The organism is Sphingobacterium sp. UBA1498, from assembly GCF_002325125.1.
GTDB lineage: Bacteria > Bacteroidota > Bacteroidia > Sphingobacteriales > Sphingobacteriaceae > Sphingobacterium.
This window is the reverse complement of sequence record NZ_DCRG01000022.1, coordinates 94,152-120,518: the sequence shown is the minus strand read 5'-3', so window position 1 is coordinate 120,518 and position 26,367 is coordinate 94,152. Positions and strand designations below refer to the sequence as shown.

At 39.9% G+C, this 26,367-nt stretch carries 23 protein-coding genes; 8 read left to right on the top strand and 15 right to left on the bottom strand.

Going from position 1 to position 26,367, the window contains the following annotated elements; all coding sequences use genetic code 11:
• Positions 1 to 332: 332 nt before the first annotated feature.
• Genes B3139_RS13320 through spt form a run of 5 tightly spaced genes read right to left on the bottom strand, consistent with a single transcriptional unit; the run spans position 333 to position 4,759 of the window.
• Positions 333 to 731 (bottom strand): GtrA family protein, encoded by a 399-nt coding sequence (locus B3139_RS13320; RefSeq protein WP_209580620.1) that lies wholly within the window; start codon positions 729 to 731, stop codon positions 333 to 335.
• A 2-nt stretch (positions 732 to 733) separates the two neighbouring features.
• Entirely contained in the window at positions 734 to 1,426 is a 693-nt protein-coding gene (locus B3139_RS13315; protein WP_209580619.1) for a CDP-alcohol phosphatidyltransferase family protein, read from the bottom strand.
• A gap of 9 nt (positions 1,427 to 1,435) precedes the next feature.
• Positions 1,436 to 2,428 (bottom strand): NAD-dependent epimerase/dehydratase family protein, encoded by a 993-nt coding sequence (locus B3139_RS13310; RefSeq protein WP_293883861.1) that lies wholly within the window; start codon positions 2,426 to 2,428, stop codon positions 1,436 to 1,438.
• Positions 2,425 to 3,546, bottom strand: a complete 1,122-nt coding sequence (locus B3139_RS13305; protein ID WP_293883859.1) for a hypothetical protein — start codon at positions 3,544 to 3,546, stop codon at positions 2,425 to 2,427. The genes B3139_RS13310 and B3139_RS13305 overlap by 4 nt, the downstream gene beginning before the upstream one ends.
• A 13-nt stretch (positions 3,547 to 3,559) precedes the next feature.
• The gene (spt, locus tag B3139_RS13300; protein ID WP_293883857.1) at positions 3,560 to 4,759 is read right to left on the bottom strand and encodes a serine palmitoyltransferase; all 1,200 of its coding nucleotides are present in this window, start codon (positions 4,757 to 4,759) and stop codon (positions 3,560 to 3,562) included.
• Positions 4,760 to 5,170: 411 nt separating this feature from the next.
• Here spt and smpB point away from each other — a divergent pair, with 411 nt between their 5' ends.
• Entirely contained in the window at positions 5,171 to 5,626 is a 456-nt protein-coding gene (gene smpB, locus B3139_RS13295) for an SsrA-binding protein SmpB (protein ID WP_209580610.1), read from the top strand.
• Between the two features lies 1 nt (position 5,627).
• On the opposite strand, the gene B3139_RS13290 is transcribed toward smpB, so the two are convergent.
• Complete coding sequence (locus B3139_RS13290) at positions 5,628 to 6,530, bottom strand: AraC family transcriptional regulator (protein WP_293883852.1); 903 nt, start codon at positions 6,528 to 6,530, stop codon at positions 5,628 to 5,630.
• Positions 6,531 to 6,704: 174 nt separating this feature from the next.
• On the opposite strand from B3139_RS13290, the gene B3139_RS13285 reads away from it, so the two are divergent.
• Positions 6,705 to 8,207 carry an aldehyde dehydrogenase family protein gene (locus B3139_RS13285; protein WP_293883850.1) on the top strand — a complete coding sequence of 501 codons (1,503 nt, stop codon included), beginning with the start codon at positions 6,705 to 6,707 and terminating at the stop codon, positions 8,205 to 8,207.
• 138 nt (positions 8,208 to 8,345) lie between these two features.
• Positions 8,346 to 8,723, top strand: coding sequence for a DUF779 domain-containing protein (locus tag B3139_RS13280; protein ID WP_293883848.1), 378 nt, complete (start codon positions 8,346 to 8,348; stop codon positions 8,721 to 8,723).
• 159 nt (positions 8,724 to 8,882) lie between these two features.
• Here B3139_RS13280 and B3139_RS13275 read toward each other — a convergent pair whose 3' ends face one another.
• From B3139_RS13275 to B3139_RS13255, 5 genes are all read right to left on the bottom strand, one after another.
• On the bottom strand, positions 8,883 to 9,284 hold the full coding sequence (locus B3139_RS13275; RefSeq protein WP_209580604.1) for an acyl-CoA thioesterase: 402 nt from the start codon (positions 9,282 to 9,284) through the stop codon (positions 8,883 to 8,885).
• Between the two features lie 68 nt (positions 9,285 to 9,352).
• The gene (locus B3139_RS13270; protein WP_293883846.1) at positions 9,353 to 11,176 is read right to left on the bottom strand and encodes a MutS-related protein; all 1,824 of its coding nucleotides are present in this window, start codon (positions 11,174 to 11,176) and stop codon (positions 9,353 to 9,355) included.
• Between the two features lie 125 nt (positions 11,177 to 11,301).
• Positions 11,302 to 11,958, bottom strand: a complete 657-nt coding sequence (locus B3139_RS13265) for a protein-L-isoaspartate(D-aspartate) O-methyltransferase (RefSeq protein ID WP_209580600.1) — start codon at positions 11,956 to 11,958, stop codon at positions 11,302 to 11,304.
• Between the two features lie 233 nt (positions 11,959 to 12,191).
• Positions 12,192 to 14,675, bottom strand: a complete 2,484-nt coding sequence (gene priA / locus B3139_RS13260) for a replication restart helicase PriA (RefSeq protein WP_293883843.1) — start codon at positions 14,673 to 14,675, stop codon at positions 12,192 to 12,194.
• Between the two features lie 241 nt (positions 14,676 to 14,916).
• Positions 14,917 to 15,306 (bottom strand): DUF423 domain-containing protein, encoded by a 390-nt coding sequence (locus B3139_RS13255; protein ID WP_293883841.1) that lies wholly within the window; start codon positions 15,304 to 15,306, stop codon positions 14,917 to 14,919.
• 406 nt (positions 15,307 to 15,712) lie between these two features.
• Here B3139_RS13255 and B3139_RS13250 point away from each other — a divergent pair, with 406 nt between their 5' ends.
• The 3 genes from B3139_RS13250 to B3139_RS13240 all read left to right on the top strand — a co-directional run bounded on the left by B3139_RS13250 (position 15,713) and on the right by B3139_RS13240 (position 20,512).
• The gene (locus B3139_RS13250) at positions 15,713 to 18,352 is read left to right on the top strand and encodes a hypothetical protein (protein WP_293883839.1); all 2,640 of its coding nucleotides are present in this window, start codon (positions 15,713 to 15,715) and stop codon (positions 18,350 to 18,352) included.
• A gap of 118 nt (positions 18,353 to 18,470) precedes the next feature.
• Positions 18,471 to 19,481, top strand: coding sequence for a DHH family phosphoesterase (locus tag B3139_RS13245; RefSeq protein WP_293883837.1), 1,011 nt, complete (start codon positions 18,471 to 18,473; stop codon positions 19,479 to 19,481).
• Between the two features lie 23 nt (positions 19,482 to 19,504).
• Positions 19,505 to 20,512 (top strand): FKBP-type peptidyl-prolyl cis-trans isomerase, encoded by a 1,008-nt coding sequence (locus tag B3139_RS13240; protein WP_293883835.1) that lies wholly within the window; start codon positions 19,505 to 19,507, stop codon positions 20,510 to 20,512.
• A 76-nt stretch (positions 20,513 to 20,588) separates the two neighbouring features.
• On the opposite strand, the gene B3139_RS13235 is transcribed toward B3139_RS13240, so the two are convergent.
• The 4 genes from B3139_RS13235 to B3139_RS13220 all read right to left on the bottom strand — a co-directional run bounded on the left by B3139_RS13235 (position 20,589) and on the right by B3139_RS13220 (position 24,351).
• A complete protein-coding gene (locus B3139_RS13235) occupies positions 20,589 to 21,752 on the bottom strand; it encodes an ABC transporter permease (protein WP_293883833.1) in 1,164 nt (387 codons plus the stop codon).
• 11 nt (positions 21,753 to 21,763) lie between these two features.
• Positions 21,764 to 22,720, bottom strand: a complete 957-nt coding sequence (locus tag B3139_RS13230; RefSeq protein WP_293883831.1) for an HlyD family secretion protein — start codon at positions 22,718 to 22,720, stop codon at positions 21,764 to 21,766.
• Between the two features lies 1 nt (position 22,721).
• On the bottom strand, positions 22,722 to 24,116 hold the full coding sequence (locus tag B3139_RS13225) for a TolC family protein (protein ID WP_293883829.1): 1,395 nt from the start codon (positions 24,114 to 24,116) through the stop codon (positions 22,722 to 22,724).
• A 109-nt stretch (positions 24,117 to 24,225) separates the two neighbouring features.
• Positions 24,226 to 24,351 carry a hypothetical protein gene (locus tag B3139_RS13220; RefSeq protein ID WP_293883827.1) on the bottom strand — a complete coding sequence of 42 codons (126 nt, stop codon included), beginning with the start codon at positions 24,349 to 24,351 and terminating at the stop codon, positions 24,226 to 24,228.
• A 123-nt stretch (positions 24,352 to 24,474) separates the two neighbouring features.
• On the opposite strand from B3139_RS13220, the gene B3139_RS13215 reads away from it, so the two are divergent.
• A complete protein-coding gene (locus B3139_RS13215; protein ID WP_293883825.1) occupies positions 24,475 to 25,242 on the top strand; it encodes a TatD family hydrolase in 768 nt (255 codons plus the stop codon).
• 12 nt (positions 25,243 to 25,254) lie between these two features.
• On the top strand, positions 25,255 to 26,274 hold the full coding sequence (locus tag B3139_RS13210) for an asparaginase (protein ID WP_209580582.1): 1,020 nt from the start codon (positions 25,255 to 25,257) through the stop codon (positions 26,272 to 26,274).
• Positions 26,275 to 26,367 lie beyond the last annotated feature (93 nt).

Sequence of the window (26,367 nt, the reverse complement as noted above, 5' to 3'; positions counted from 1 at the left end):
TCAAGTTATAGGTTAGTTTAGGGTTTAGTTCGGGTTTGGTTAGTGTTAGTTTAGGTTTAGTATAGGTAAAAGCTATACTAAACCTAACTTAAGGCTAAACTATAGGTAAACAAAAACTACACTAAGGGATAAGAAAGTAGTAAATGTGTTATCTCCGTATTAGCTCCGCAGTGAATCCGATTCAGGCATGCAATGGGGAAGCGCCCCAGATAGCCACCGCCAGCTTGCAGGGTGAGGCTACCCCCTAGCCTATCAGCGATAGAAAAAATAAGAGAAATAGAAAAGAGATTAAAAGCAGCTAGAACTGCTGCATTAGGAAACAGAGAAATAAATTAGTGCTTTTCATCCGTTTTAAAAACCCAAAAACGTTGAAGTGTATAGTTGAAACCCAAAGAAACGAGCAACTCTACAACAAGTTTTGAGAAAAGGAAATTCATATGATATACATTCACTAAAAAATGAATCCCTGTAGACTTCAGTGCAATGCTACCACAAACAACAATTACAAATTTCCATAGCTGGCTTCCCACAGACTTTTGTGTACTTCCAAACGACCAGTAACGATTGATCAAAAAATTAACAATAGCTCCAAGGCTACCGCTAATAGCATTAGAAAAAGGAGCGCTGATATGAAGTAACTTATAACAAGCTGAGTATACCCCAAAATCAAACAATCCGCCTAAAAAGGCGGAAAGCTGTGCTTTTAAAAAAGTAACAAACTTGGAAGACATCGTTAAATATCCCCCTCCTGCTGTTTCTTCAATTTATCCTCTTTATCTTTTTCATCCCCTAATTTGAGAAGTAGGCGCGTATCATTCGCATTAATTACAAATAGTGCAATACAAATTACAAGTACGCACCAATCGATGGATCCAGGCATTAACACCTCCAAGAGCATGACTAATGAAATAATCACTCGAATTTCAGTGGGACCCAAAATTCCAGCGTCTATTGTATATTTATCCGTAATTCTATACCTAAGTTGAGAAATAATCATTGCCCAACCATACAAAGCCACCAACGTAAATCCCAGATATTTGTAATCTCCTACAGTGTAAAGCACATATCCCAATCCAATGAAAACCGTACTGATCCAATCCATTACAATATCCAACGCAAAACCGTACCAGCGACGGGATTTATTCCGATAAAATGCGATCCGTCCATCCAATGAATCACCAAACCACTGCACAAAAAAACCGGGAATTCCTAGAAGTAGATAACGGATATCAACGTATTCGGCCAGTATAAAACTCCCCAATATCATTAAAGAACCTAAAAATCCGATTGCTGTAAGTCCATCAGAAGTAATCCAATTTGGGATCCGGGGAACGAGATACGAAATAAGCTTTTGTTCGGGTTCACTTAAGATATTTGTTCGCTTTCTATCCTGAAAAAGCTTTTTATTTATTTTTAACTCACTCATTATCTGCTATTATAGCCATTTATTTTCTTTATACCAAGCCAATGCCTCCATTAAGCCTTTCTTCAAATCATATTTAGGTTGGTATTTTATGTGACGCTGGGCAGCAGCGATATCACAGCCCCAGTTTTCTGCCGTAAGTTCATTTAGCCTTTCCGGATATAATAAAGGTATTGCTTTAGATTTCCTATACAGAAGCTCAAAAATAACGGCTATAGTTTTCACAAGCCCCAAAGGGATATGCATACGGAACATTCTCTTTTGGCTAAACTCTTTAAAAATTTTCGCCATCTCATAACGGCTATATACCTGTCCGTCACTGAGGTTATACACCTGTTTCCCACCCTGGTCAAAACGACAGGCATCAATAATGGCCTGTACCAAGTCCGCGACATAAATAAAGCTAAGCTTCTGTGGCGAGCGGCCAACATATGCATCCATACCTCCATTCATGGTTTTAAAAAGAATAAAAATATCCTTTTCACGCGGGCCATATACTGCAGTAGGCCGCAAAATTGTTATTGGATGATCTTTAAAGTCATTCAATACGAGTTCCGCTTTCTGCTTACTACGTCCATATGCTGTAACTGGATGATAGGGATTACTTTCATCGATTAGAATTGCATCATAGCGAACGGGACCAATAGCGGCCAAACTACTAACAAAAACAAATCTTTTGATGGGATTTTTTAATGAAAAACAAGCCGATGCCAAATTTTTTGTATACCCAACATTGACCTTTTCAAGATCTTCTTCACGTTTGGCGCGGGTCATTGCAGCAGCATGAACTACATAGGTATAGCTTTCTGCTTCCAACAATTCTCTGATAGATCCTTCATCAGAGAAATCCGGGTAAACAAATTTATCTACAACGGAGCGAATTTCTGAAACATCACTTGACTTTCTCACCGCAGCATGAACTTCCATCCCTGCCGCCTTCGCTGCTCTTGTCAAATGATAGCCTACAAAACCACTCGCTCCGGTGATTAATATTTTTTCTATCATAATGATTTTTTATACAAACGATAACGTTTGTACAATTCTCCATTCATTTGCTCAATTGCGTGGTTCATCATATAATTGTGCTCCAACATCCATGAACATTCGGCCCCTTTAATATTGGAATCTTTTGATTCTTTTATAATTCGACCATACAAACATGCCTCAATACCTAGTTTACGGTAGTCTTCCAACACCCCTAACATGAGTACGCGAAGCAAATTTATTTTTTTCTTTCCAAATAACAATTTGAAAATTCCCGTAGGAAGTAAACGTCCGCGCTTCACCTTGATCAGGATCTGGTTAATATCCGGTATGCCCAGACCAAAACCAACAAGCTCACCATCTTTCTCAGCTACGATAGCAAATCGTGGATCGAGGATCATTTTTAGATCCTTGGCTGTATAATTAAACTCGTCTTCGGTCATGGGAACAAATCCCGAATTTTTATCCCATGCTCTATTGTAAATATCCCGAACTCTCGCCGCCTCATTTTTAAAATCTTTCACATTGAACTGACGCAAGGTGATACCAGATCTTTTCAGACGCTCCTCCAACCTATCCAAAAGCAATACAGAACGTTTATCAGCAGATTTCTCCATCACCAAATATGCGCGTAAGTCCACTTTATGACCATAGCCTGAATTGGTAATTAAATCGATGTAATAGGGAGAATTATAGGGCATCATAGCTACCGGTGGCATATCAAAGCCTTCAACCAATAAACCTACCGTGTCATTGGTCGACAAATTAATCGGCCCCACAATCGTATCACCACCTTTTGCTTTAACCCATTTCTCTGCTGTTTCAAACAATGCGTTTGCGACCTCCTGATCATTTATACAATCGAAAAACCCCCATTGCCCCTCATTTACATGATTAAAGGCGTTATGGTTGTTATTCCAGATTGCACAAATGCGGCCAACAATTTTATCGTTACGATAAGCTAGAAAAGGTTGTGCTTGAGAATGTTTATAAAAAGGATGCTTGTCAGGGGAAAGCAAATCGTTTTGTTCAAGAAATAAGGCGGGCACATAATTAGGATTTCCCTCATAGAGACTATGAGGGAAATCTATAAACAGCCGTCTTTGTTTCTTCGTTTCAACGGGTATAATCTGAATCATATACGATTAGATTTTATATTAATGTTTCAACTTCAGCTTGTTTGAATACTTTAACCATCTTTTCAATAGCCTCGTCGATTTGGTCATAAGTATGCGTCGCCATCAATGAAAAACGGATCAAAGACTCTTCAGCAGGAACTGCCGGAGAAACAACTGGATTGACAAACACGCCATCATCTTGAAGCATTTTTGTTACCCAGAACGTTTTTTCATTGCTACGAATAAAGATTGGTAAAATTGGACTTTCCGTCGCACCTAGATCAAATCCATGATCCAGTAACTGTGCTTTGGCATAATCTGTATTTTTCCATAATTTTTCAATGTGCTCAGGCTCATTCTGAATAATTTCCAATGCTTTCAATGTTGAAGCTACAGAAGCTGGAGTCATTGAAGCACTGAACATCACCGAGCGTGCATTATGTTTTAAGAAATCAATTACATCGGCATCACCAGCTACAAATCCACCTAAAGACGCTAAAGATTTACTAAAGGTACCCATGATCAAGTCTACATCGTCATTAAGCCCAAAATGCGAAGCTGTACCAGCGCCTTTGTGACCAATAACACCTAAACTATGTGCGTCATCAACCATTACTGCCGCATCAAACTCATTGGCAATAGCGGTAAGTTCAGGCAAATTAACAATATCACCCTCCATACTAAAGATACCATCCGTACAAATTAACTTCGCGCTATCCTCAGGTAGACGAGATAACTTTGCACGCAAGTCCTCCATATTGTTGTGACCGTATTTAATTACCTTAGAAAAAGATAAACGGCTACCATCAATAATGGATGCATGGTCGCGTTCATCTAATAAGATATAATCATTACGCCCCATTAGACATGACAAAGGGCCAAGATTTGATTGAAATCCTGTACTAAAAAGAATAGCAGCTTCTTTACCCACATAAGCAGATAATTTTTCTTCCAGTTCTACGTGAATATCCAACGTACCGTTTAGGAAACGAGATCCAGCACATCCAGTACCATACTTTTCCAAAGCGTCTTGCGCTGCTTTTATAATACGTGCATCAGTCGTTAACCCTAAATAAGAGTTAGAACCAAACATCAATACACGTCTACCATCGATTTTTACCTCGGTATCTTGTTTTGATTGAATAGGTCTAAAATAGGCATATAAGCCTTTAGCTTTCAACTCCTCAACAATCTTAAATTGCGATATTTTTTCGCCTAACTTTCCTTTACTCATGCGATAAAAAGGTATTTCTAAAACTATTTCTAACTTTTAGATGTTATTGTAACAAACAAAATTATCGAATTGGACTTTTATATAAAAAACTCGGTCTCCGATGAAAAATCTGCTATATCCACAATGTAAGCTGAAATTCTACGTTGCATATATTCACAATAATTCCAAAAAAACGTTGCAAACATACGAAAACATAATCTGACTTTCACTTAAATTTAGTCATATTTTTAACACATCGTCCAAAACAGTTAATTTTATTTTAATACTCCGCTAACATCACTCCACATAATTCTACTTTAAAATAAGACAATTTTAATAATTATATTTGCGAACTTTAAATTATCCTATAATTAGTTACATTTAGGTTCATTGCAATAGCAATGGTGTAGACTTACTAATATACAACAATATATGGCTTTATCTTCAGATATCAATATAAAAAATAAAAAAGCTTCTTTTGAATATCACTTACTAGACAAGTACATAGCAGGAATTCGGCTATTGGGAACAGAAATAAAATCCATCCGCGAGGGCAAGGCAAATATTAACGATAGTTTCTGCAGTTTTTTTGAAGACGGACTCTATATTCGTAACATGCACATTGCCGAATACTCCATGGGTTCTTTCTATAATCATGAGGCAAAACGGGACCGTCAGCTGCTATTGACAAAAAGAGAATTAAAAAAATTGAAAGAGAAGGGGGAAGAACGTGGTTTTACCATTGTCCCTTTACGCATTTTTATCAGTCCGCGTGGTTTTGCTAAAGTCGAAATTGCGTTGGCACAAGGTAAAAAGGATTTTGACAAACGGGAAAACATTAAAGAAAGAGATGTCAAGCGTGAACTTGACCGTGTAATGAAATTTTAGGTTAACGCGCCAGGATATATGCACCTGGCGTAATGCCTACTCTGCTTTTAAAAAGCCGAACAAAGTAGTTAACATCATTAAACCCGGCACCATAGCAAGACTCCTTAACATTGCGGGTTTGCAAAAGCATCTTTTTCGCTACCTCAATACGCTGTTGGATCACATACTCCATAGGACTAAGTCCTAACTCACGGTTAAACATCCGCGTAAGGCTTGCCTTACTCATGTGAGCAGTCCGTTCGAGCAGTGCCATTGTGATTTTCTCCGTAATATGCTTCTGAATAAACTCTTGCAAATGTAGCAGAATCTTGTTGGGCGATTTACCAATTTTCAATGCAATCGATGACTGAGACTGCAATAACCGAATTGTAAGCTCTTTAAAAGCGAGATCGGCGAGCACATCTTTTAACGGATTTTCGCTGATAATGATCTGAAATAACTTGTTCACCAAGTCCGCGAGCTCCGTAGAATTATAGAGATGAAAAAGGTCGGGATCAATACGCCACTGATTGACCTGCTCTTTGGGATAAAATTCATTTAAATAGTCCAAAACTGCTGCTATCTTCTCTTTATGAATTGTCAAAGCAGTACACTGCGTAGGCTTTTCCAAAGTTGCTTCAGGAAAATCGATGTGCATGCCAACAAGGGCGGGCAATACCATCATCTGCCCCGGCAGATAATCAAAAGACTTTATATTATCCAAATGCATGATCTTCTTCCCTTGGATCATATTAATCATAACGAGATCATCGAAACACAAGGGTACATGTTGCGAAACACGATACGTTTCGTAGATATTAAGCTCCAGGCTATCTAACGTGAATGCACGTCGGTTTTCCACTAATGTACTCAACTCCCGAGCCTGAGAAAATGGCAATGTATGAATTAACGTCCTGTCTCCCATGATGTACCAATTAAGTAAAATGGCTTTATATCAAATATAACAAAAAAAATGGAACGTCGGTTTTCATCCATTTGAAACAATCGTGCTATGTTTTGGATCGATACTGCTACGGGATTGAATAATTGCTGGCTAACTTTGATAAGAAGGGAATAAAAATAATTAAAAATAAACCATATGAGCGCAATTAAAAGGCCATCGTTCAAAGAACGATATGACAACTACATTGGTGGTAAATTCGTCGCACCAGTACAAGGAAAATATTTTGATAACATCTCACCAGTAGACGGAAAGGTATTTACACAAGTTGCCCATTCCACAAAAGAAGATCTGGATCTAGCTGTTGATACTGCTGCTAAAGCCTTTGAAACTTGGGGAAAGACTTCAGCTACTGAACGGAGCATCATCCTAAATAAAATCGCCGACCGCATTGAAGCGAATCTAGAATATATCGCCGCCGTTGAAACCATAGACAACGGTAAGGCGGTACGCGAAACGCTAAATGCTGACATCCCATTAGCAATTGATCATTTTCGATATTTTGCGGGTGTAATCCGTGCTGAGGAAGGTTCCATAAGTGAACTGGACAGTAACACCGTATCCTTGATTGTACACGAGCCAATCGGGGTAGTTGCACAGATTATTCCATGGAATTTTCCGATTCTAATGGCGGTATGGAAACTAGCTCCAGCGCTTGCAGCAGGGAATACCGTTGTACTAAAACCCGCTGAAAGTACACCGGCATCTATTCTTATCCTGATGGAAATAATTGGTGATTTGATTCCCGCCGGAGTGGTTAATATCATCAATGGTTTCGGTGCGGAACTTGGTCGGTCCTTAGTCACCAATCCAAAAGTTTCCAAAGCAGCATTCACGGGATCCACAGCAACAGGCCGTTTGGTGATGCAGTATGCCACTGAAAATATCATTCCAGTAACACTCGAACTCGGCGGAAAATCGCCCAATATTTTCTTCAGTTCGGTGATGGATGCCGATGATGCATTTTTGGACAAAGCGATAGAGGGCGCGGTGCTATTTGCACTCAACCAAGGAGAGATTTGTACGTGTCCTTCACGTTTATTGGTACAGGAAGATATCTACGATAGATTTATAGCGAAAGTCGTTGATCGGGTCAATAAGATCAAAGTCGGAGACCCATTAGATCCATCAACCATGATGGGCGCTCAGGCATCAAAAATCCAAAAAGACAAGATCATGTCCTATATCAAACTAGGCAAAGAAGAAGGAGCAGAAGTCTTGACCGGTGGCGATGAAAACAATGTTGGCGAGGGCTTTGAAGACGGCTACTACATTAAGCCTACCCTATTCAAAGGCAATAATAAAATGCGGATTTTCCAGGAAGAAATCTTTGGACCAGTACTGGCGGTCACTACTTTCAAAGATGAGGAGGAAGCAATTGCCATCGCCAACGATACGATGTATGGACTAGGAGCTGGTGTATGGACCCGAGATGCGCATCAGCTTTATCAGGTTCCACGTGCTATTCAGGCGGGCCGTGTTTGGGTAAATCAGTATCATTCCTACCCTGCTGGAGCTCCATTCGGTGGATACAAACAGTCTGGTATCGGACGGGAAAATCATAAAATGATGCTCGCACACTATAGACAGGCTAAAAACATGCTGATTTCCTACAGCAAAGAAAAACTTGGTTTCTTCTAACAGAAGTTTAAGAGTAAGCTAACGCCGTACCAGGTGGTATCGTCAAACGCCATGCTGCCTGGTACGCTTTAAACACGCAATCGATCTTTCGCGCTAAATTTGATGGGGGCTAATTTTAAAAAAACATGATCCAATTTTATGATGATAAATAGACTAGACGTTACGGATAAAGCAAAAGATCTTATTCATGAACTTGAAGCAAAACATGGTAAATTAATGTTCTACCAAGCAGGAGGCTGCTGTGAGGGGACTCAACCGCAGTGCTTTGAAGAAGGAGGCTACTTCCCCCGTACAAATGACGCCATGATTGGACTAGCGGAAGGCTATGAATTCTGGGTTGATCGCGATCTCTTTGAATACTGGAAACATGCACATTTTACATTAGATGTACTGGATGGCTTTGGCCCGGGGGGCTTCTCGCTGGAAACGCCATTGGGTAAAACCTTCAAAGTTCACTACAGACTGTTTACATCAGAAGAGCTCAATAATTTAAGCCCCGTCAAGAGAAACGAATAGAAAAAAACGTAAATCCATAGAATCACAACCCTATCGGAGACGACGATCAAAATTCTTAGATCGATCTCTCCACAAAAAAAGGACCTTAATTACGGTCCTTTTTCCATGTTATAAATTTTCAGAATTTTCGTCTCGTACCCTAAAAAGAGACATCGAATTCTATTCAATATCCAAACCTTCAAGCACAGGAATCGGCTGCTTGCTTTCATCCAGAGCAACAAATGTAAAAACACCTTCTATTGCCAGCTCTCTGCCCTCCTTGTACATATGTTCCAAAAATATCTCGACCTTCACCTTTAAGCTGGTCCGGCCTACATGTTGAACTCTTGCGATAGCTTCTATAATACTTCCAGAGGGAATAGCTTTATTAAAGTCTATACGATCTGTTGATACAGTGACCAACGTTTTGCGACAAAATCGTGTTGCAGCCATAAACGACACTTCATCCATAATGGACATGGCCTTGCCGCCGAATAAAGTATCGTGATGATTTGTCAAAAACGGAAAAACAGTTGTACAAACATGTGTTTCAGACAAATCAATACGTTCTTGTAAAGTCATTTATTGTTTTATTTAGTGGATTTAAGAGGGGACAAATGTAAATTAATCTCATTTCAGTTGAGTCATTTCTATTCCATATTTTCATTGATATCCACACCGATACCCTTCAATAAGAGCGACGCATTGAATATCTTGCACTCGCCAATCTTCAGCTTATAATCAAACAGCATCTGACCTTCATCAACACGAATATCAAAATGATAATTTTTGATATCTCGAGGAAATTCCTCCTGTAAACTAGACAGCTGTAAGTCGTGTGTTGCCACCATACCTTTACCATTTAACCGCACCAATTTCTTTATGATCGCCCGCGAACCGAGGTATTTATCCACCGAATTTGTACCCCTTAACATCTCATCAATCAGAAAAAAGCTATCGCTGTGTAGAGACACCGTATCTAATATGAATTTCATCCGATTCAGTTCCGCCTTAAAGGTCGACGTACTTTCATTCAGATTATCTTTGATCCGCATATAGGATATCAGTTTGTAAATCGGCAGCTGAAAAGATGTTGCTGCAACAGCCGCCCCAGCATAGGCCAAAATGGCATTTATGCCCACAGTACGCAGAAAGGTACTTTTACCAGCCATGTTGGATCCAGTTACCAAAGCAATACGATGATCCATACTGTTATAATCATTGGCAACTACCTGATCGATCGGGATCAAGGGATGATATAATCCTTGCGCATTAATCTTATCTTGCAATGGGTTATCCAAAATTATCGGATCAATATAGGTCGGATGATTTCGCTTCCAAATAGCCAGACTCGTTACCGCCTCTACCTTTGCCAAAGTATCGAATGAATTTAAAATTTCATGCTCATATTTATTCTTCCAGTCAACAATTGCCAATACCTGCCTAAAATCCCAAAGAAGAAATAAATTTAAAAAAATACCAACAAAGACATTATTGCGGGCATCCAGATTGTTAATTAGACCTGCAAGCTTTTTAAATGCAAGGGAAATGGAATCAGCACCTTGATGCTGTTTAAGTTCCCCGGCGATCCCCAGCATGGAAGAGGACTTCCACTCCTTGCTTTCAATCGATTGAATCGCTTCGGCATAAGAGCCTAGGACAGCACCAATCTTGTCTATTCGAGAGGAAAACAGCCCCACACTTCCCGCTTTGGCTAATGCCCAAAGGATATGGAACAAGCCCAATAATGTTGCAATTCCAGCCAACTTTGGAACAAAAAAACTTCCGGCTAAAGCAAGTAAAAAGAGAATGGGACCTGCTTTGATATAGAAACGCATAAAACCGTTGCCGAATTGAAAATTACGATTCTGAAAGTAATTTGTCAGGAAAGCCTTGATGTCCAGCTTATGGTTCAGGTTCGCCAACAGTTTAGCCTGAAAATCCCAAATCCATTCCGATTCGTTTTCCAGTTCCTGAGTCGCTTCCTGATTATGCAGAATCTGATATTTTTGAAGCGGTTTATCAAGCCATGAAGCCAAAAGATCGATTCCCTGCTTTGTAGTTGCACGATTTATCTGGGCAAATAAAGCATAGGTTCCAAAGACATCCATATCAGCGCTATACGGATGAGCCCCATCCTCAAAATGCTGGCCATGATCATACATATTTAATTTTCCTTCTGCCATCGCCTGCTCATTTGCCAAAACCTTAAGATAAGCTTCAAAATAATTTTTCTGAAGCTCCAGCTTGCTCTGCTTCCGCACGAGATAAGCGAACAAAAATAACAATGAAAAAAAACAGAAAAAGACCAAAGGCAGACTTTCGAGCTGAAAGGTATAAAATAATAACGCTCCCCCTCCCAGGATTACAAATAGACGCGACAAACTCAATGTGTTGACTTGCTTATTTAACTTGAGCACGGTTGAAGCTATTTCTTGATGCTTCTGATCATATAATATTGATGTTGGAGTCATAACGTGAATATTTAGTCTTTCACTTCATTTTAATTTAATTGAGGATCTTATCAGTTTTTTTACAAAAGGAGGGGCCATAGGCGCTTGAGACCTTGGAGATGCACATCGAAGCCGCTTAAATGGCTTTACCAAGCTTGGTCTCCCACCAAAGGAACAAAACGAAAAGTATCCAGTTCGATACGGTCAAAATCATTTTCACCTACCCGGATAATGGTGACCATTTTTTGCGACTTTTCATCTCCGACAGGGATCACAAAAATTCCGCCCATTTTCAATTGCTTTAACATCACCTCTGGCACAAATGGTGCGCCCGCAGTCACGATAATCTTGTCATAAGGAGCGTGCTCTTCCATTCCCTTAGAGCCATCACCCAAAAAGAAATTAGGTTTATAGCCCATGTAGGGCAGTACCTGAATGGTGCGATGGTACAGATTTTCTTGGCGCTCGATGGTATACACTTCAGCACCAAGTTCCATTAGAATGCAGGTTTGGTATCCAGATCCGGTCCCGATTTCCAAGACTTTATCCCCTTTTTTTACGTGGAGTAATTCGGACTGATAAGCCACCGTATAAGGCTGTGAAATTGTCTGCCCATCACCAATTGGAAATGCAATATCCCGATAAGCCTGATTCCAGAAAGTTTCATCAAAGAAAAAATGACGTGGTACTTTTCCAATGGCATCTAAAACTTTTTGGTCTGCAATACCTCGGCTTTTTAGATGTTCCACCAATTTCTTACGGGCACCTTTCTCCCGATAATTATCAATAAACTTGTAGGCCATGATGATTCAAATTTACCTTTTAAAAGGCACATTCAGCAGAACTAATCACAATTAACTCAATACCAATACAGTACACATTTATAATTCAATTTACTTTATTTTGCAAATCACCAGACCTTATAGCCAGTGTACGTTGACCGTTCGAATTGGACATCAAACAAAACGATAGGCGCATGTGGTTTAACTTAGCCCATAACGCAAGTCTTTAAATCCTATAGGGGTAATAGCTGGCGCTAATAGGGATCCACATCGACCTGAACGCGCACGCCTGTATTGCTTTTATCTATTTCAAAATCCAGAAGAACCGAACGGATCAGTTCCTTAACCTTTGCAATACTGATATTTGTACGTTCTATCTTCAAGGTGATAGTCTGAATAAAATTATTGCGCACGCGGGAAACCAAAGGCGGCTCTGGCCCCAACACCCTTGCCCCCAGCTGTTGGCGCAATGCTACGGCAAAACGATTGGCCGAATCATAGCATTTCTGAAAATCAGCATGCTTAATATCAATTCGGATGAGGCGGTAAAAAGGGGGATAAAGGTAATTTTTTCGTTCTGTAATTTCAGTCATAAACATATCCTCATAATCGTTGTTGACTACCTGTTCAAGCACTCTGTGCTTGGTCGTATAACTTTGGATAATCACCCTTCCGCCAGCTTCACGACGACCAGCCCGGCCTGCAACTTGTGAAAACAGTGAAAAAGCACGTTCATAGGAACGAAAATCAGGAAAGTTGATAATGGTATCCGCGTTAATAACACCAATCAGACTTACCCTTCCAAAATCGAGCCCTTTAGCTACCATTTGCGTTCCAATAAGCACGTCGAATTCATGCTCATCAAATGCTGTGATAATTTTATCAAATCCATATTTGCCTTTTGTAGAATCCAAATCCAACCGGCCGATGCGAATTTCCGGCATCAGAAGCTCCAGCTCCTCCTCTACCCGTTCTGTACCGAATCCTTTACTTTCGATATGCGGCATCCCGCAGGCTGGACAAACCCGCAACGGAGGTTCGACATGACCGCAATAATGACAGTGCATCATATTGGAGCTCTTATGATAGGTTAAGCTCACATCGCAGTTGACACATTTTGCGACAAATCCACAGGTATTACATTGGATCATGGTCGTATGTCCACGTCTATTTTGAAACAAAATAACCTGCTCCTTATTTTTTACAGCTTCTTCAATGGCCTTTAGCAAGGTACCTGAAAAATAGGAAAACATATTTTCCTTTCTTCCCTCTTCGGCAATATTCACCAGCTCAATACTTGGCAACTGCGCATTCCCGTATCGTTCTAGCAGTTGTACAAAACCGTACTTCTTGGCTTTGGCATTATAATAACTTTCCAAAGAAGGTGTGGCTGATCCTAAAAGTACCTTAGTCTGATGGAGAAAGCCGAGATAAATGGCGGTATCCCGAGCATGGTAGCGGGGAGCCGGATCGAATTGCTTATAGGAATTTTCGTGTTCCTCATCAACAATGATAATGCCCAGGTCCTGAAAGGGCAAAAAGACGGATGAACGCGCGCCAATCACCACCTTGAACTCATTTTTCATTACTTTATGCCATACCTCGGCACGTTCATTATCATTAAATTTGGAGTGATAAACGCCAAGTTTATCTCCAAAATGCAACTTTAAGCGAGCGGTAATCTGCGCTGTAAGCGCAATCTCGGGCAATAGATACAAGGCTGATTTTCCGGCAGCTATCGCCTGTTCTATCAGCCGGATATAAAGCTGTGTTTTCCCTGAAGCGGTGACACCATGCAATAAAGTAACTTCCTTATCCTCAAAGGACTTCTTGATTTCATCATAGGCGCGTTGCTGATTTTCATTAAATTGGAAATTAGCATCCAATTCGATATCTTCTCGCTGAAACCGAGAGACAACCTTCTCTTTGATTTCAAAAACACCTTTGTCAATCAAAGCTGTAATAGCGCCGTTACCGCAGCCCGAGGCCTCGGTTAACATCGGCCGTGTAATCTCCTCCGTTTTTTTAACAAGTTGCATAAACGCCAATACGGCATCTTGCTGCTTTGGCGCTCGGTTTAAACTATCCAACAGCTCTCTTTTAGCATCTTCATTTTTAAAATCAGGAGCAAAACGTAAAAATGCTTTGGTCTTAGGTTTATAGCGCTCGGTAATCTCTTCAGAAATCAATACTATTCCCTTGTCAAATAATTGCTTTAAAATAGGGAAAACAGTTTTTTGCCCCAGCAACTTCACAATATCATTCACCTTAAGTTCGCCAGCCACCTCCAGTGCTTCAATGATAAGATACTCTTTATCGGAGAGTGTAGAACGATCAAACTCATCAGCAATCGAAGGAACCACTTTGGTCTCACTGGCCAGCTTCAATGCTGCGGGGAGCGCCGCCTGCATCACCTCACCCAAGCTACACATATAATAATCGGCAAGCCAATCCCAAAGTTTAAACTGCGCCAAATTGACGATCGGATTTTCATCGATAATGTCCAAAATATATTTTGCTTCATAGTGCTTTGGTGCTTCCCGGCTAATTGACTTAACAAGCGCTGAGTAGATCTTATTCCTTCCAAATTGCACAATGACCCGTACTCCTAGCTGCACACGATCGTTCCAGTCGGCCGGAATACGATAGGTATATGTTCTTGCTAACGCTAGTGGTAAGACCACATCAACAAACAGCGTATCTCTTTCACTAAAAATCGTAGATTGTGGATTGGACATAAATTCAAATTATGGTATAAAAGTACAAAAAAACCTTCACGAAAAGAGATCAAACGACTCTAGCGATTATCAAAACCTACATCTCTTGACACTGTTGTATAAGCGAAATCACAACCAAAAAACAATACATTCACCGTGTAACTATAACCTAAAAGAGCCTTCCTGAAATCTATCCGGGAAGGCTCCTATATTTTAGATACACGTATCGATCTGTATCGAGTGATGCAATTAGCAAATGAAATTACGACTTGTTCTTCAGTGCCGCAATAAATAACGCTACCCAACCGATGATAAACGAAAGACCGCCTAAAGGTGTAATAGGGCCCAAAATAGACGGATTACCAAAACCTGTTATTTCTCGTACGCTTAAAATATACAAGGATCCCGAAAAAAATAGAATACCAATGAGAAAAGCAATAAAGGATACTTTAATCGAATACGTCTTGGCTCGGGAAAAAGTAGATAAAAATAACAAAGCAAAGGTATGATAGAAATGATACTGATTGGCCGTTTTCCAAGTTTCAATATGATATGTACTTACCTTTCCTTCTAGACCATGAGCACCAAAGGCACCTAATATTACAGCTAATGCTCCCAACAAAGAAGCGGCTAAAATGATTTTCTTATTCATTATGTTGATTGAATGCTGAAAATGAGTTTCTAGCGATAAATGTATTAAAAACCGATCAAAATAAGGAATTTTTTGTTAAATTTATGTGATAAAGAGGTATTATTGGAACGATTTCTGTCTCTTCCCATATATTTTTATTAGGTTTGTTTCTACGTATGGGTCTTCATGAGCTTCATGCTGCTCACCGAGTTATTGAAAGACGTACAATGATTTTATCTCCATGAGAAACATTGGCTTCATGAATACTTCATCGCCATCAAAAATTCGAATTTAATGTACTCTCTTGTTTGCGAAAATAGAGTACTTCAAACATATTTGTTCTGATGAAATTTGCATTAATCGTATCAACGGGCAAGTTAGTAACGATATAAGTCAAATTTATCAGCCAATGAAAAAAATAAAAAGGATGAAAAAAACAATCATCATCACTGTGATATTATTCATCGCGGTCATCGCGGCCACGATCTACCTTTTCGGAGATTTTAATAAAAATAACAAACAAGATTCTAAAGCCTTACAATACCTTCCCGAAAATACATTAGCGATTGCTTCCTTTACAAATGATCAAACGGTGGATACGATCTTTAACGACTATGAACTCTTTAAAGCAATTATTGGCCAGCAAAATTTCAGCCACCTCAAGCGTCTGAAAGAAGATTTATTACAAAACGATCAGCTTGCACCACTAGTAGATGGACAGCAGATACTGCTCTCTTTTCACCAGGAAAAAGAGCAGATTACACCTTTGTATAGTGTCCAGGTGGGGCAAAGTCTAGATAACAAGGCCTTGGCAACATTACTTGGCAACGTCGGGAAAAATTATAAAATACAGTCCTTTGATACCTTAGGGCACCGATTTTATGGACTTAACCAAGGCACTAAAGACAGCACACTTTATTGCTCCTATTTTCACGAAATTATTTTTGCCAGCTATTCCAAAAAAGTACTCGCTCAGATCTTTGACAAAAATGTAAAGAAAATAAATACAAAACAGATTGAGTTCTTTGTCAACCACAACAATAAAAACACTCCCCTAAGTCTCTATTTTTTCAATGAACAGCTATCTCAGTTTGCCCGAATATTGATGAAATCCAAGTTCGGCAATTATCTAGGCCTAATAGATTCGCTGAAAGGACAAACCTCCTGGAACATGAATTTTAAAAAGGATGCATTTATCTTTAAAGGCGAAACTGCGCTTACGGACAGCAAAAACAGCTACCTACAGTTATTTGCTACGCAGACAGCTCAGGTGCAGGCCTTGGGTAATTATCTTCCTAAAAATGCAGCATCTTATATCGACTTTAGTATTTCAGATCCTCATAGTTTTCGTAGTGGTTTGAAAGCTTTGTTCGTACAACAGAAAGAAGATGGCCGATTGGCAAAGAGCATAAAAAACTTTGAAGAGGACAGTCAAGTATCCTTTGACAGTATCATCGCACCAATATTCAACGATGAATTTGCTCTTGCAGAGCTGGACAACCAGGATGCTATCGGTTTGATCAGCATTTCAGATTCGACAAAATTTGCAGATAACCTCAAAAAATTCAGTACTGCTGTTGGCGATTCGATCTATCAATTTAAATATTCGAATCTTTTATATGCACTCTTTGGCGAACCGTTCAAGAATTTTAACCGCCCCTATTTTACCGTTGTCGACAATATTATGGTGATAGCCAGCCGAACCGGGATCTTGAGCGACTATCGGGAATCTTTCCGGGAAAAGCAATTTCTGTCGGGAACGGCGATTTTCAAAAATCATGCAGCATTACAGAACAGTCGTAGTAATGTGACATTTTATTTAGAACCTAAAGCCAGTAAGAGCACTATTTTGAATAACTTAAAAGCGGAGTTTGCAAAGAATTTTAGAGATGAGGATGAATATGGCTTTCAGAATTTTTATTCGTGGTCCTATCAGCTCAGCGGCAATCAAGGCTCATTTTCCTCCAGTTTATACGCCCTCTATAAAAGCGATACGCGATTGGGGGGCAAACCTGAGTGGACGGTGCAGCTCGAAAGCCGGATTATTAATAAGCCTTGGATCTTCGACCAAGATGGAAAGAACAAGTTTATCCTGATTCAAGAACAAGATCATACCGTACACGCCTTCTCTCCGGATGGAAAAGAACTTTGGCAAAACCTCTTTCAAGGTGAAATTTTGGGCGAGCCTATACAGTTACAGGATCTCAGTATTATCGCCGTAACAAAAAACCGATTGTACCGCTTTATGCCCGACGGGAAAAATATGACCGGTTTTTCGGTTGAACTACCGTCGAAGGCAACCTACGGAGCGACACTCGCTAACTTCAATAAAGAACAACGTATTTACATTCCAGCGACAGATCGAATCTTGGCTTATACCTTAGCTGGCAAAAAAGTAGATGGCTTTGAAAATAATTCTGTGGATGGTCGAATTATATTTGATTTAAAAACCACCACCTTGGGGCAGACAAATTACATTATTGCAGGTACAAGCACAGCTTCGGTTTATTTCTTTGATCAGAACGGTAAAATTATCCATAAAAAGACATTGGATACGGATGGGGAAAGTGTTAAAAATCCAATTGGTTTAATGGCTGCATCTGACGAAAAAAATTCTTTCATTTATTTGGCAGACAATAAAGGCAGCATTTACAAAGTACCATTTGAGGGTGATGCAAAAAAAATTAAATTAGGCGATTGGAGCAGAGATGCTTTCTTTAATTTCGAAGATATTAGCGGTGGTGCTGACAGAGACTTTGTCATACTGTCCAAAAACAAACTGAATGCATATAGCGCAAGAGACTCTTCTTCCTACTTTGAATATAAATTTATCGAAGATGCCAGCAACAGACCCTTGTTTTTTAAACGAATAGGAAAATCTGATATCATAGGGGTTGGTACTGACAACCGCATGATTTATGTTTTTGGGTCCGATGGTCTGGTCCAGGAGGGATTCCCGGTAGAAGGCTTCTCGAAGTTCTATTATGGACCAATTAACTATGGCGACAATGCCAATTATTTAATCTGTATGAAGCGCGATTTCAAAGTCTATGTATATAAGTTTTAAAACGCTGGAAATCAATTTTTTAAAATAACCCTCAAATGCAATAAGGTGTGAAAAGATCTTTATAAAAAATTTGTCTAATCTAATTTTTTTATAGTAGGTTTGCAGACTTAATATGACTATGCTGAAATCAGAAGAATTAAAAGAATTATTGGCCAAACCAAAACGCATTGTAATTACAACGCACTACAAACCAGATGGAGACGCATTAGGCTCATCGTTAGGTTTATATTTTTGGTTGGTCGCAAAAGGACACCACGTAAATCTGATTGTGCCTTCAGACTTTCCTGCCTTTTTGGATTGGTTGCCAGGCTTAGAAAATGTACAAATTTATACGCAGAATATGGATCTGCACAATCAACAGATTGATGCGGCTGAATTCATTTTCTGCTTAGATTTTAATGGCCTTGCGCGGATTCACGACATGGCCGAACCCATTCGCCAAGCGAAAGGAATCAAATGCATGATTGATCATCATTTAGATCCGGAAGGATTTGAAGACTACGCCTTTTGGGATCCATCTGCAGCAGCGACAGCACAATTGATCTACCGCTTCTTAACGTATGAGATGCAAGATTCGGAACATATCAGTGCAGACATGGCGACCTGCCTTTATACGGGTATCATGACCGACACCGGTTCATTCCGCTTTCGTTCTACAACAGCCGAAATCCACCGTATTATAGCAACCCTCATCGATTGTGGTGCGCAAAACTGGGCGATCCACGAAGAGATTTACAATAGTTCCTCTGAAGGCCGTCTTAAATTCTTAGGGTTTTGCTTACTTAATCGATTGGAAGTCATTCATGAATATAATACGGCTATTATCCATGTGACAAAAGCGGATCTCACGCAGTTTGAAGTTATCACCGGTGATACGGAAGGATTGGTCAACTATGCACTCTCTATTAAAGGAATTCGATTGGCAGCGTTAATTATTGATAGAAATGAACAAATTAAACTATCTTTGCGTTCGATTGGAGAAGTTCCTTGCAATGAGATCTGTAAATTGTATTTCAATGGGGGTGGGCATCTTAATGCTTCAGGGGGCAATTCGAAAGAAAGCTTAGAAGCGGTAGTGTCCAAATTCAGATCGGTTTTACCAAATTATAAAGAAATATTAACAAAATAAGATATAGTAACATACATTAGAAAATGAAGAAAGCAATTCTATTTTTCGCGGCTGCCGGTCTTTTGATGACGTCATGCCAAAAATTCAAAAAGGCTGAAGGTGGTCTTGAGTATAAAATCGTGGATGATAATGCAAAAGAAAAAGCGGTATCTGGCGATTTATTAGCACTTGACATGGTTGTGAAAACGGACAGAGATTCTACAATGCAAAGTACGTATGACATGGGAGTCCCTCAGATCGTTCAATTATATCCAGATAGTATTATTGCAAAAAACCCAGGTGACCCTACAGGTTTATTCAAATACGTAGGTGAAGGCGATAGCTTGGTATTCAAAATCAATTTGGATTCTATGGCGGCTAAAACTCATCAACCAAAACCAGAATTCGCGGATAAATTCATCATTTACTCCATAAAGGTCAAAAAACATTTCAAAAAAGGAAAGTTGACTGATCAACAATTGGGTGAACAAGTTCAGAAATACTTTGAAGAAGAATTGAACAAGCATAAAGCTGCTGAACCTGCAAAATTGGAGAAATACATCAAGGATAAAAACTTGAAAACAACAAAAACAGCTTCAGGTCTTCAATATGTAATTACGAAACCCGGAACAGGACCAAATGCTAAAGTAGGTGATTCTGTCCACGTAAACTACGTAGGTTCATTGACCACTGGAAAAGTATTTGATACAAACCTTCCTGATGTAGCTAAAAAAGAGAAAATATTCAATGCACAACGTCCTTACGAAGCATTAAAATTCCAATTAGGTGTTGACGGCGTGATCCCAGGTTGGACTGAAGCTTTTCAATTGTTTAACAAAGGAACGAAAGCAACTTTAGTTATCCCTTCATCTTTGGCTTACGGCGATCGCCCTTCTGGTATAATTCCTCCATACGCTCCTTTAGTATTTGAAGTAGAAGTATTGGATATCAAACCTGGAAAAGTTCCAGCACCTACAGCGACAACTCCTGGTATGGTAGCACCTACAGGAACGACTGCTCCAGTGACAACAGCTCCAGCAACGAAAAAGTAATTTAACGGTATATTTTAGTAGAACAGAAAAGCGGTTTCATTAAGTTGAAACCGCTTTTTTGTTGTACCAGTATTTTTTATGATTTAATCGTCTTTTTAATCTTCCTTATTTTCATCCACAGGATAACTACAGCCAACGTAAAGCTAACGACCATAATGATGGTCAATGAAACAAGTGCTTTATTGGTGTGGTAATTTTCAGCATGCTGAATAAATAGCAACCTAAAAATCCGGAGATAATGCGTAGATGGAATAACATTGGCAATCGCCTGCACCCATTCTGGCATCAGGCTGGATGGCCAGGTAAATCCGCTCAGGATAAAAGCGGGTGTTGCAATCACCATAAGGACTTCTGTCGATTTTAGCTGCGAAGGCAGTAGTATACTAACCAGTACACCAATAAAACAGACAGCAAGCAAAAATACACATGTACACAGTACAAATCGGCCGAAATCAGCTTGCAAAGGCATACGGTAGTACTGACCAAAACCCCAATATAAAATCAAAATGCCTACAGACATCAAGATATAAGGTAAAATCTTTACAAGGATAAGTCCGATAGGATTACCGATTTTACGCACAAGATCCGGAAACGTGTTACCTTCAAACTCTGACGAAAAAGACAACGCCAAGCCAAGGAGCAATACCTGTTGCAAGACCGTAATTAAAACCCCCGGCAGCATAAAATAAAGGTAGTTGCCGCTTCGAATATTTTGCTTCACAAAGGTTGTTTTAAAAGGTTCATATTGTTGAGCAGCGATCTTCGCGGGAACACCTCGTTTCATCTGCGCCTGAATTTGGATTCCAGCTTTAAGTGTTGACGCACAAACATTCACCGCCATCATTGCAGTATTGGAGGTCAATGTATTGGCTCCATCAACAAAAACAGTCATTTCGGGCAACCTGCCTTGTTGTACTCCAGAAGCAAAGCCTTTGGGAATATGTACAATCGTTGTTGCTTCGTATTGCATGGCAATATCTTTGGAATCAAAAAGGGAAGGCAATACACGGGCAACGTCAATACTCTCATTATCTGAAAGCATATCTATGAAGGAACTGCTTAAGGGACTATTATCTTCATCGACAACAATGATCGGCATCTCCGTCACTTTGCCCTGTTGATAGACATGCCCCACCAAGATGCCGTACAAAACAGGCGCACCGAGAAAAAGCATTAGCAAGACTTTGTTATTGAAGAAAAGTTTAAACTCCCGTTGGATTAATTCGATAAATTTTTTCACATTCAAACCCTTTAATTCGCATGGAGAACCACAAGCGTTTTGGTTAATAAATCTTTAGCACCAGCACTATCCTCAGGAACAACCTTCAGCTCAAACACAGCCTGTTGCGGATCAAAATCGGGATAGGCAGAGGCTATGCTCGCATAAGAATTTAACGCCTTAATACTGATCACTTTCGCTTTAACTTTTTTGTGGTTCAAATAAGGAATGTCCACTTCTACAGCAGCACCTTTTTGAAATCTTCCAATTTGGTTTTCAGGCAATGTGAACCTAAAATAGGTTGATCGATCAAGAAAGCCATTAATAATCGGATAACCCGCCATCGCCAGTTCACCAACTTTCAGATTAATGGTCTCCACGCTCATATCTTGTGGGGCAATGATATATTTTTCCCCCGCAGCAACCTTCACTTCAGACACCGCTCCGAGCGCACGTTCCTTCTGTCCCAAAGCCATAAGCTGCTGTTCTTGTCTAGCTCCCCCTTTAGCTTCGGCTAATTCAGCCTGAGCAGCGAGATACTGATTTTTAGCCCCTTGATATTTTGCATAGGTTTCGTCATATTTTTGTTGTGGAATCAGGCTATCCTGCAAAAGTGCATCTAATCGACCTATCGACTTCCTTGCAAACTCATATTGTTCCCTCAAACCATCTACTTTTGCCTGAAGTTGTGTCAATTGCCCTTTTGTAGCCCCTTTGAGTGCCATGTTATATTGCGCATCGGCAGATTGCAGTGCACCTTTTGCCTGTTCCTCTTTCGCATCTACCTCGGGGATACTCAAAATGGCCAACGTATCCCCTGTATGGACAAAATCCCCCTCTTCAACCAGTAGCTTTGCAATTTTTCCTGGAGCCTTAGTCACAACTGTTACCTGCTCACGCTCCACTTTCCCTTCAATAGGCTTCGTTTTTTCTTGGTTTGCACAAGAAACTAGGATAAACAGCAATAATATTCCATATAAATTCTTCATCTTACTCATGTATGGTTTGTAATAATTTTCCTGATGTATGTAATAACTCCACCGCTGCAGTACGTTGCTGCAACACATTATTAAAATAGCCTAAATTGACCTTATACCAATCGTTTTCGGCAGCCAATAATGCTGTAACATCTATCAATCCAGCTTGATATTGCTTCACAGCCATAGAAAGGTTATTTTCAGCTACTTTTAATTGCTGTTCGCCAACCTTCAGCTTTTGATTACCCGTTGTGTAGTTGACGGTACTCTTACTCAATAATAAATTTAACTTTTCCTGTGTATCTTCCCGTTTGGTCGTATTGATATGTTGATCGAGTTTAACTTGTCTAATCTTATTCAGATGCTCGCCACCCGTGTAGAGATCCCATTTAACGCCCACTCCAACTATTAAGTTGGGACTACCCTTAATGGAATTGAGCGGCAAATTGACAGTACCCAATAGGGGCTGGTCTTTAACAGTTAGCTTGGAATTGAATACATTCAGATAGTTTGCAGAGCCAAAGGCAAAGACCGCCGGAAGCGCCCCCCCTTTTTCTTTTTTGTACAAGTACTCATAGGCTTTGGACGAAGCATCCAGTGCTTTGAGCTCAGATCGCTGCTCAACATCACCAGGGAGCTCCGACAAAAATATAGGTTTGAGTCCATAATGAATCGCACCAACTTTCTGAAAAGAGATCCCGGTTTCTTGTTCAAGCTTTTGACACAACAGGTCGCGGTTGCCCGAAAGCACCACTTTTTTTTCTTCCAGCTCCAGCAATGCCAATTTCAGCTTGTCGCGATCGTAAGGTATTGCAAGTCCATTTTGAATGGCTTTAGTCACCTTCTGTTGCTCTTTCTTTAATCGCTTTTCGGAATCCACGATCAATTTATCAACTTCATCCAACAACATCAGCTGATCGAAAGAAGCAATAATATCTTTTGAAAGTGTTTCCCGGCTCGCTGATTCCAGGTACTGCTGGGCAACAGCTTTCTCCTGCAATGCTTTTATTCCATTCGGAATCTGCAACCCCGAGAAAATAATCTGCTTGACAGACACGCCTGCATAAGCAGCTTGGCCATGTAGGCTAAATCCCGTTGCTCCTTCAAATAAGCCTAAGTTTAGTAATGGAATATTAACGGTCGGAATATCAACGCTCCCATTGCTATGAACATAACCGTATAATCCGAGTGCAGAGACATGGGGCAGCCGATTTGCTTTTACACCCTCGGCTTCCAAACGTGCTTTATCAACTTCGTAGGCCTTCAATTTCAATTCTTTATTGGTCTGAAAAGCTTTTTGAATAATATCTTTTACCGACGGATCAATCAATGATTGCGCATGTAGTTTGTTTAAAAACAGAACCGATGCCAAAGTCAATAAACCCAGGCTTAACTTCTTATTCATCATATGACTCATTAATTCTTATAAAAATAGGACAATAACCGCCTCGCTTATCTGTTTAACAGTAAATCTTACGGTATGTTTGACTGCTAACTCTTTTTATTCAACATTCTTTTCAACGCGAATAACATGCAACAATAGGACATTCATGCAGCAGTAACTGCCCATCAACAAATCGCTTTTTCGAAGAAGCAAAAAATGGAATCCAGTCCTTCAGCAGTAATCCGCTATTATTTTTCATTTTTGCTAATTAATAAGTTATCTTTGGAGATCGAATTGAAATTTTGGTAATTAAGCACACCACTTTATTCGATAATAATAAAAACAACTTTTTACCCTAACCGCTGCGTCCACGCAGAAAACTATGTTGCTTACAGATACACATACACACATTTATTACCATGCAGGAACGACAAAACTGCAAGAAAATCTTCAGCGTTGCTTTGATAATGATATCCAACGGCTTTTTTTGCCAAATGTAAATAGCGCTTCCATAAAACCCGTATTTGACACCGTAGCAGCTTATCCAGATCACTGTTTTCCCATGCTTGGATTACATCCCTGCGATGTCAAGGAAAACTATCTAGAAGAGTTAAAAATCATCCGAAAAAGCTTGGAAACTTACAAAGTCTATGCCATAGGTGAGATCGGACTGGATCTTTACTGGGATAAAAGCACGCTTGAAATTCAAAAAAATGCTTTTAGGACGCAGGTTCAATGGGCTAAGGAATTAAATCTGCCGATCGATATCCACTGCCGTGAAGCCTTTACAGAATTGTTCGAATTACTGGAAGAACTCCACGACGACAAATTGTTTGGCGTCCTGCACTGCTTTACAGGATCCCTTGAACAGGCCAATCGGGCCATCGAGTTAGGTTTCGCTCTGGGTATTGGCGGAGTCGTCACCTTTAAAAAAGCAGGCTTAGATCAGGTGGTCAAAGAAATCGATTTAAAACACCTTGTCTTAGAGACAGATGCGCCCTATTTGGCTCCCGTACCGTTCCGAGGTAAAGAAAATGAAAGCAGCTATTTGATCTACATTGCACAGAAAGTAGCTGACCTTCACCAGATTTCCATCGAAAAGGTAGCCGAAATCACAACAGAAAATTCAAAACGTATATTTGGTATATAATTTCAACACTCAATGCATAATATCTTTATTATCTACACAGGTGGGACCATTGGCATGGTTAAAGATGAGACAGGAACATTCGTTCCTTTCGACTTTGAATTGATCAAACGTAATCTCCCTGATTTAAGTCGCTTAGACTATAAACTCACCGTGCACTCTTTCGAACCCATTATCGATTCATCCAACATGAAGCCCGAAATATGGATTGAAATGGCACAAATTATTAAGGATAACTATGCAGATTACGATGGTTTTGTGATCTTACATGGTTCCGATACCATGGCGTTTACGGCATCGGTATTGAGCTTTATGCTGGAAGGACTCCAAAAACCGGTTATATTATCAGGCTCCCAGCTGCCTATTGGCGAAATTCGAACGGATGCCCGAGAAAATATGATGACCGCCCTTGAAATAGCATCGGCAAAACAAGATGGTGTGTCTATTATACAGGAAGTTTGTATTCTTTTCGACAATAAATTATTCCGCGGTAATCGTTCTTTTAAATATAACTCCGCCAAGTTTGAGGCTTTTAGATCCCCAAATTATCCCGTATTGGTAGAAGCTGGCATTCACCTCAAATACAATACAGATGCTTTATTGAACAATATTAATAAAGAATTTATCTTGCATACAAAATTGGATAATCGGGTGGCAGTATTGAAACTATTCCCCGGAATCTCTGCGCAAACAATCAAAGCGGTATTAAACTCCGATGTCCGTTCAATTGTGATGGAAACATTCGGTTCAGGAAATACCACCACTGACACGTGGTTTCTGGATTTACTAAAGGAAGCGATTGAGCAGGGTAAAAACATCCTCAATATTTCTCAATGTAAAGTTGGATCGGTCGAATTGGGGCGCTATGAAACCTCACAAGGTCTTAAATCCATCGGCGTGCTCAATGGCTATGACCTCACATTTGAGGCTGCAGTAACCAAATTAATGTATCTTCAGGGCGAACTAGAAGATCAAAGAGAAGTTGCTTATTGGATTGAAAAGGATATCCGCGGTGAATTGACTGTAAATGACTAAGTATAAATGACAATAGATCACAAAAGACTTATCAATAGATAAGTCTTTTGTGATCAATGTATTTCCAAGGCATAGATCTCGCTACAATGTCAA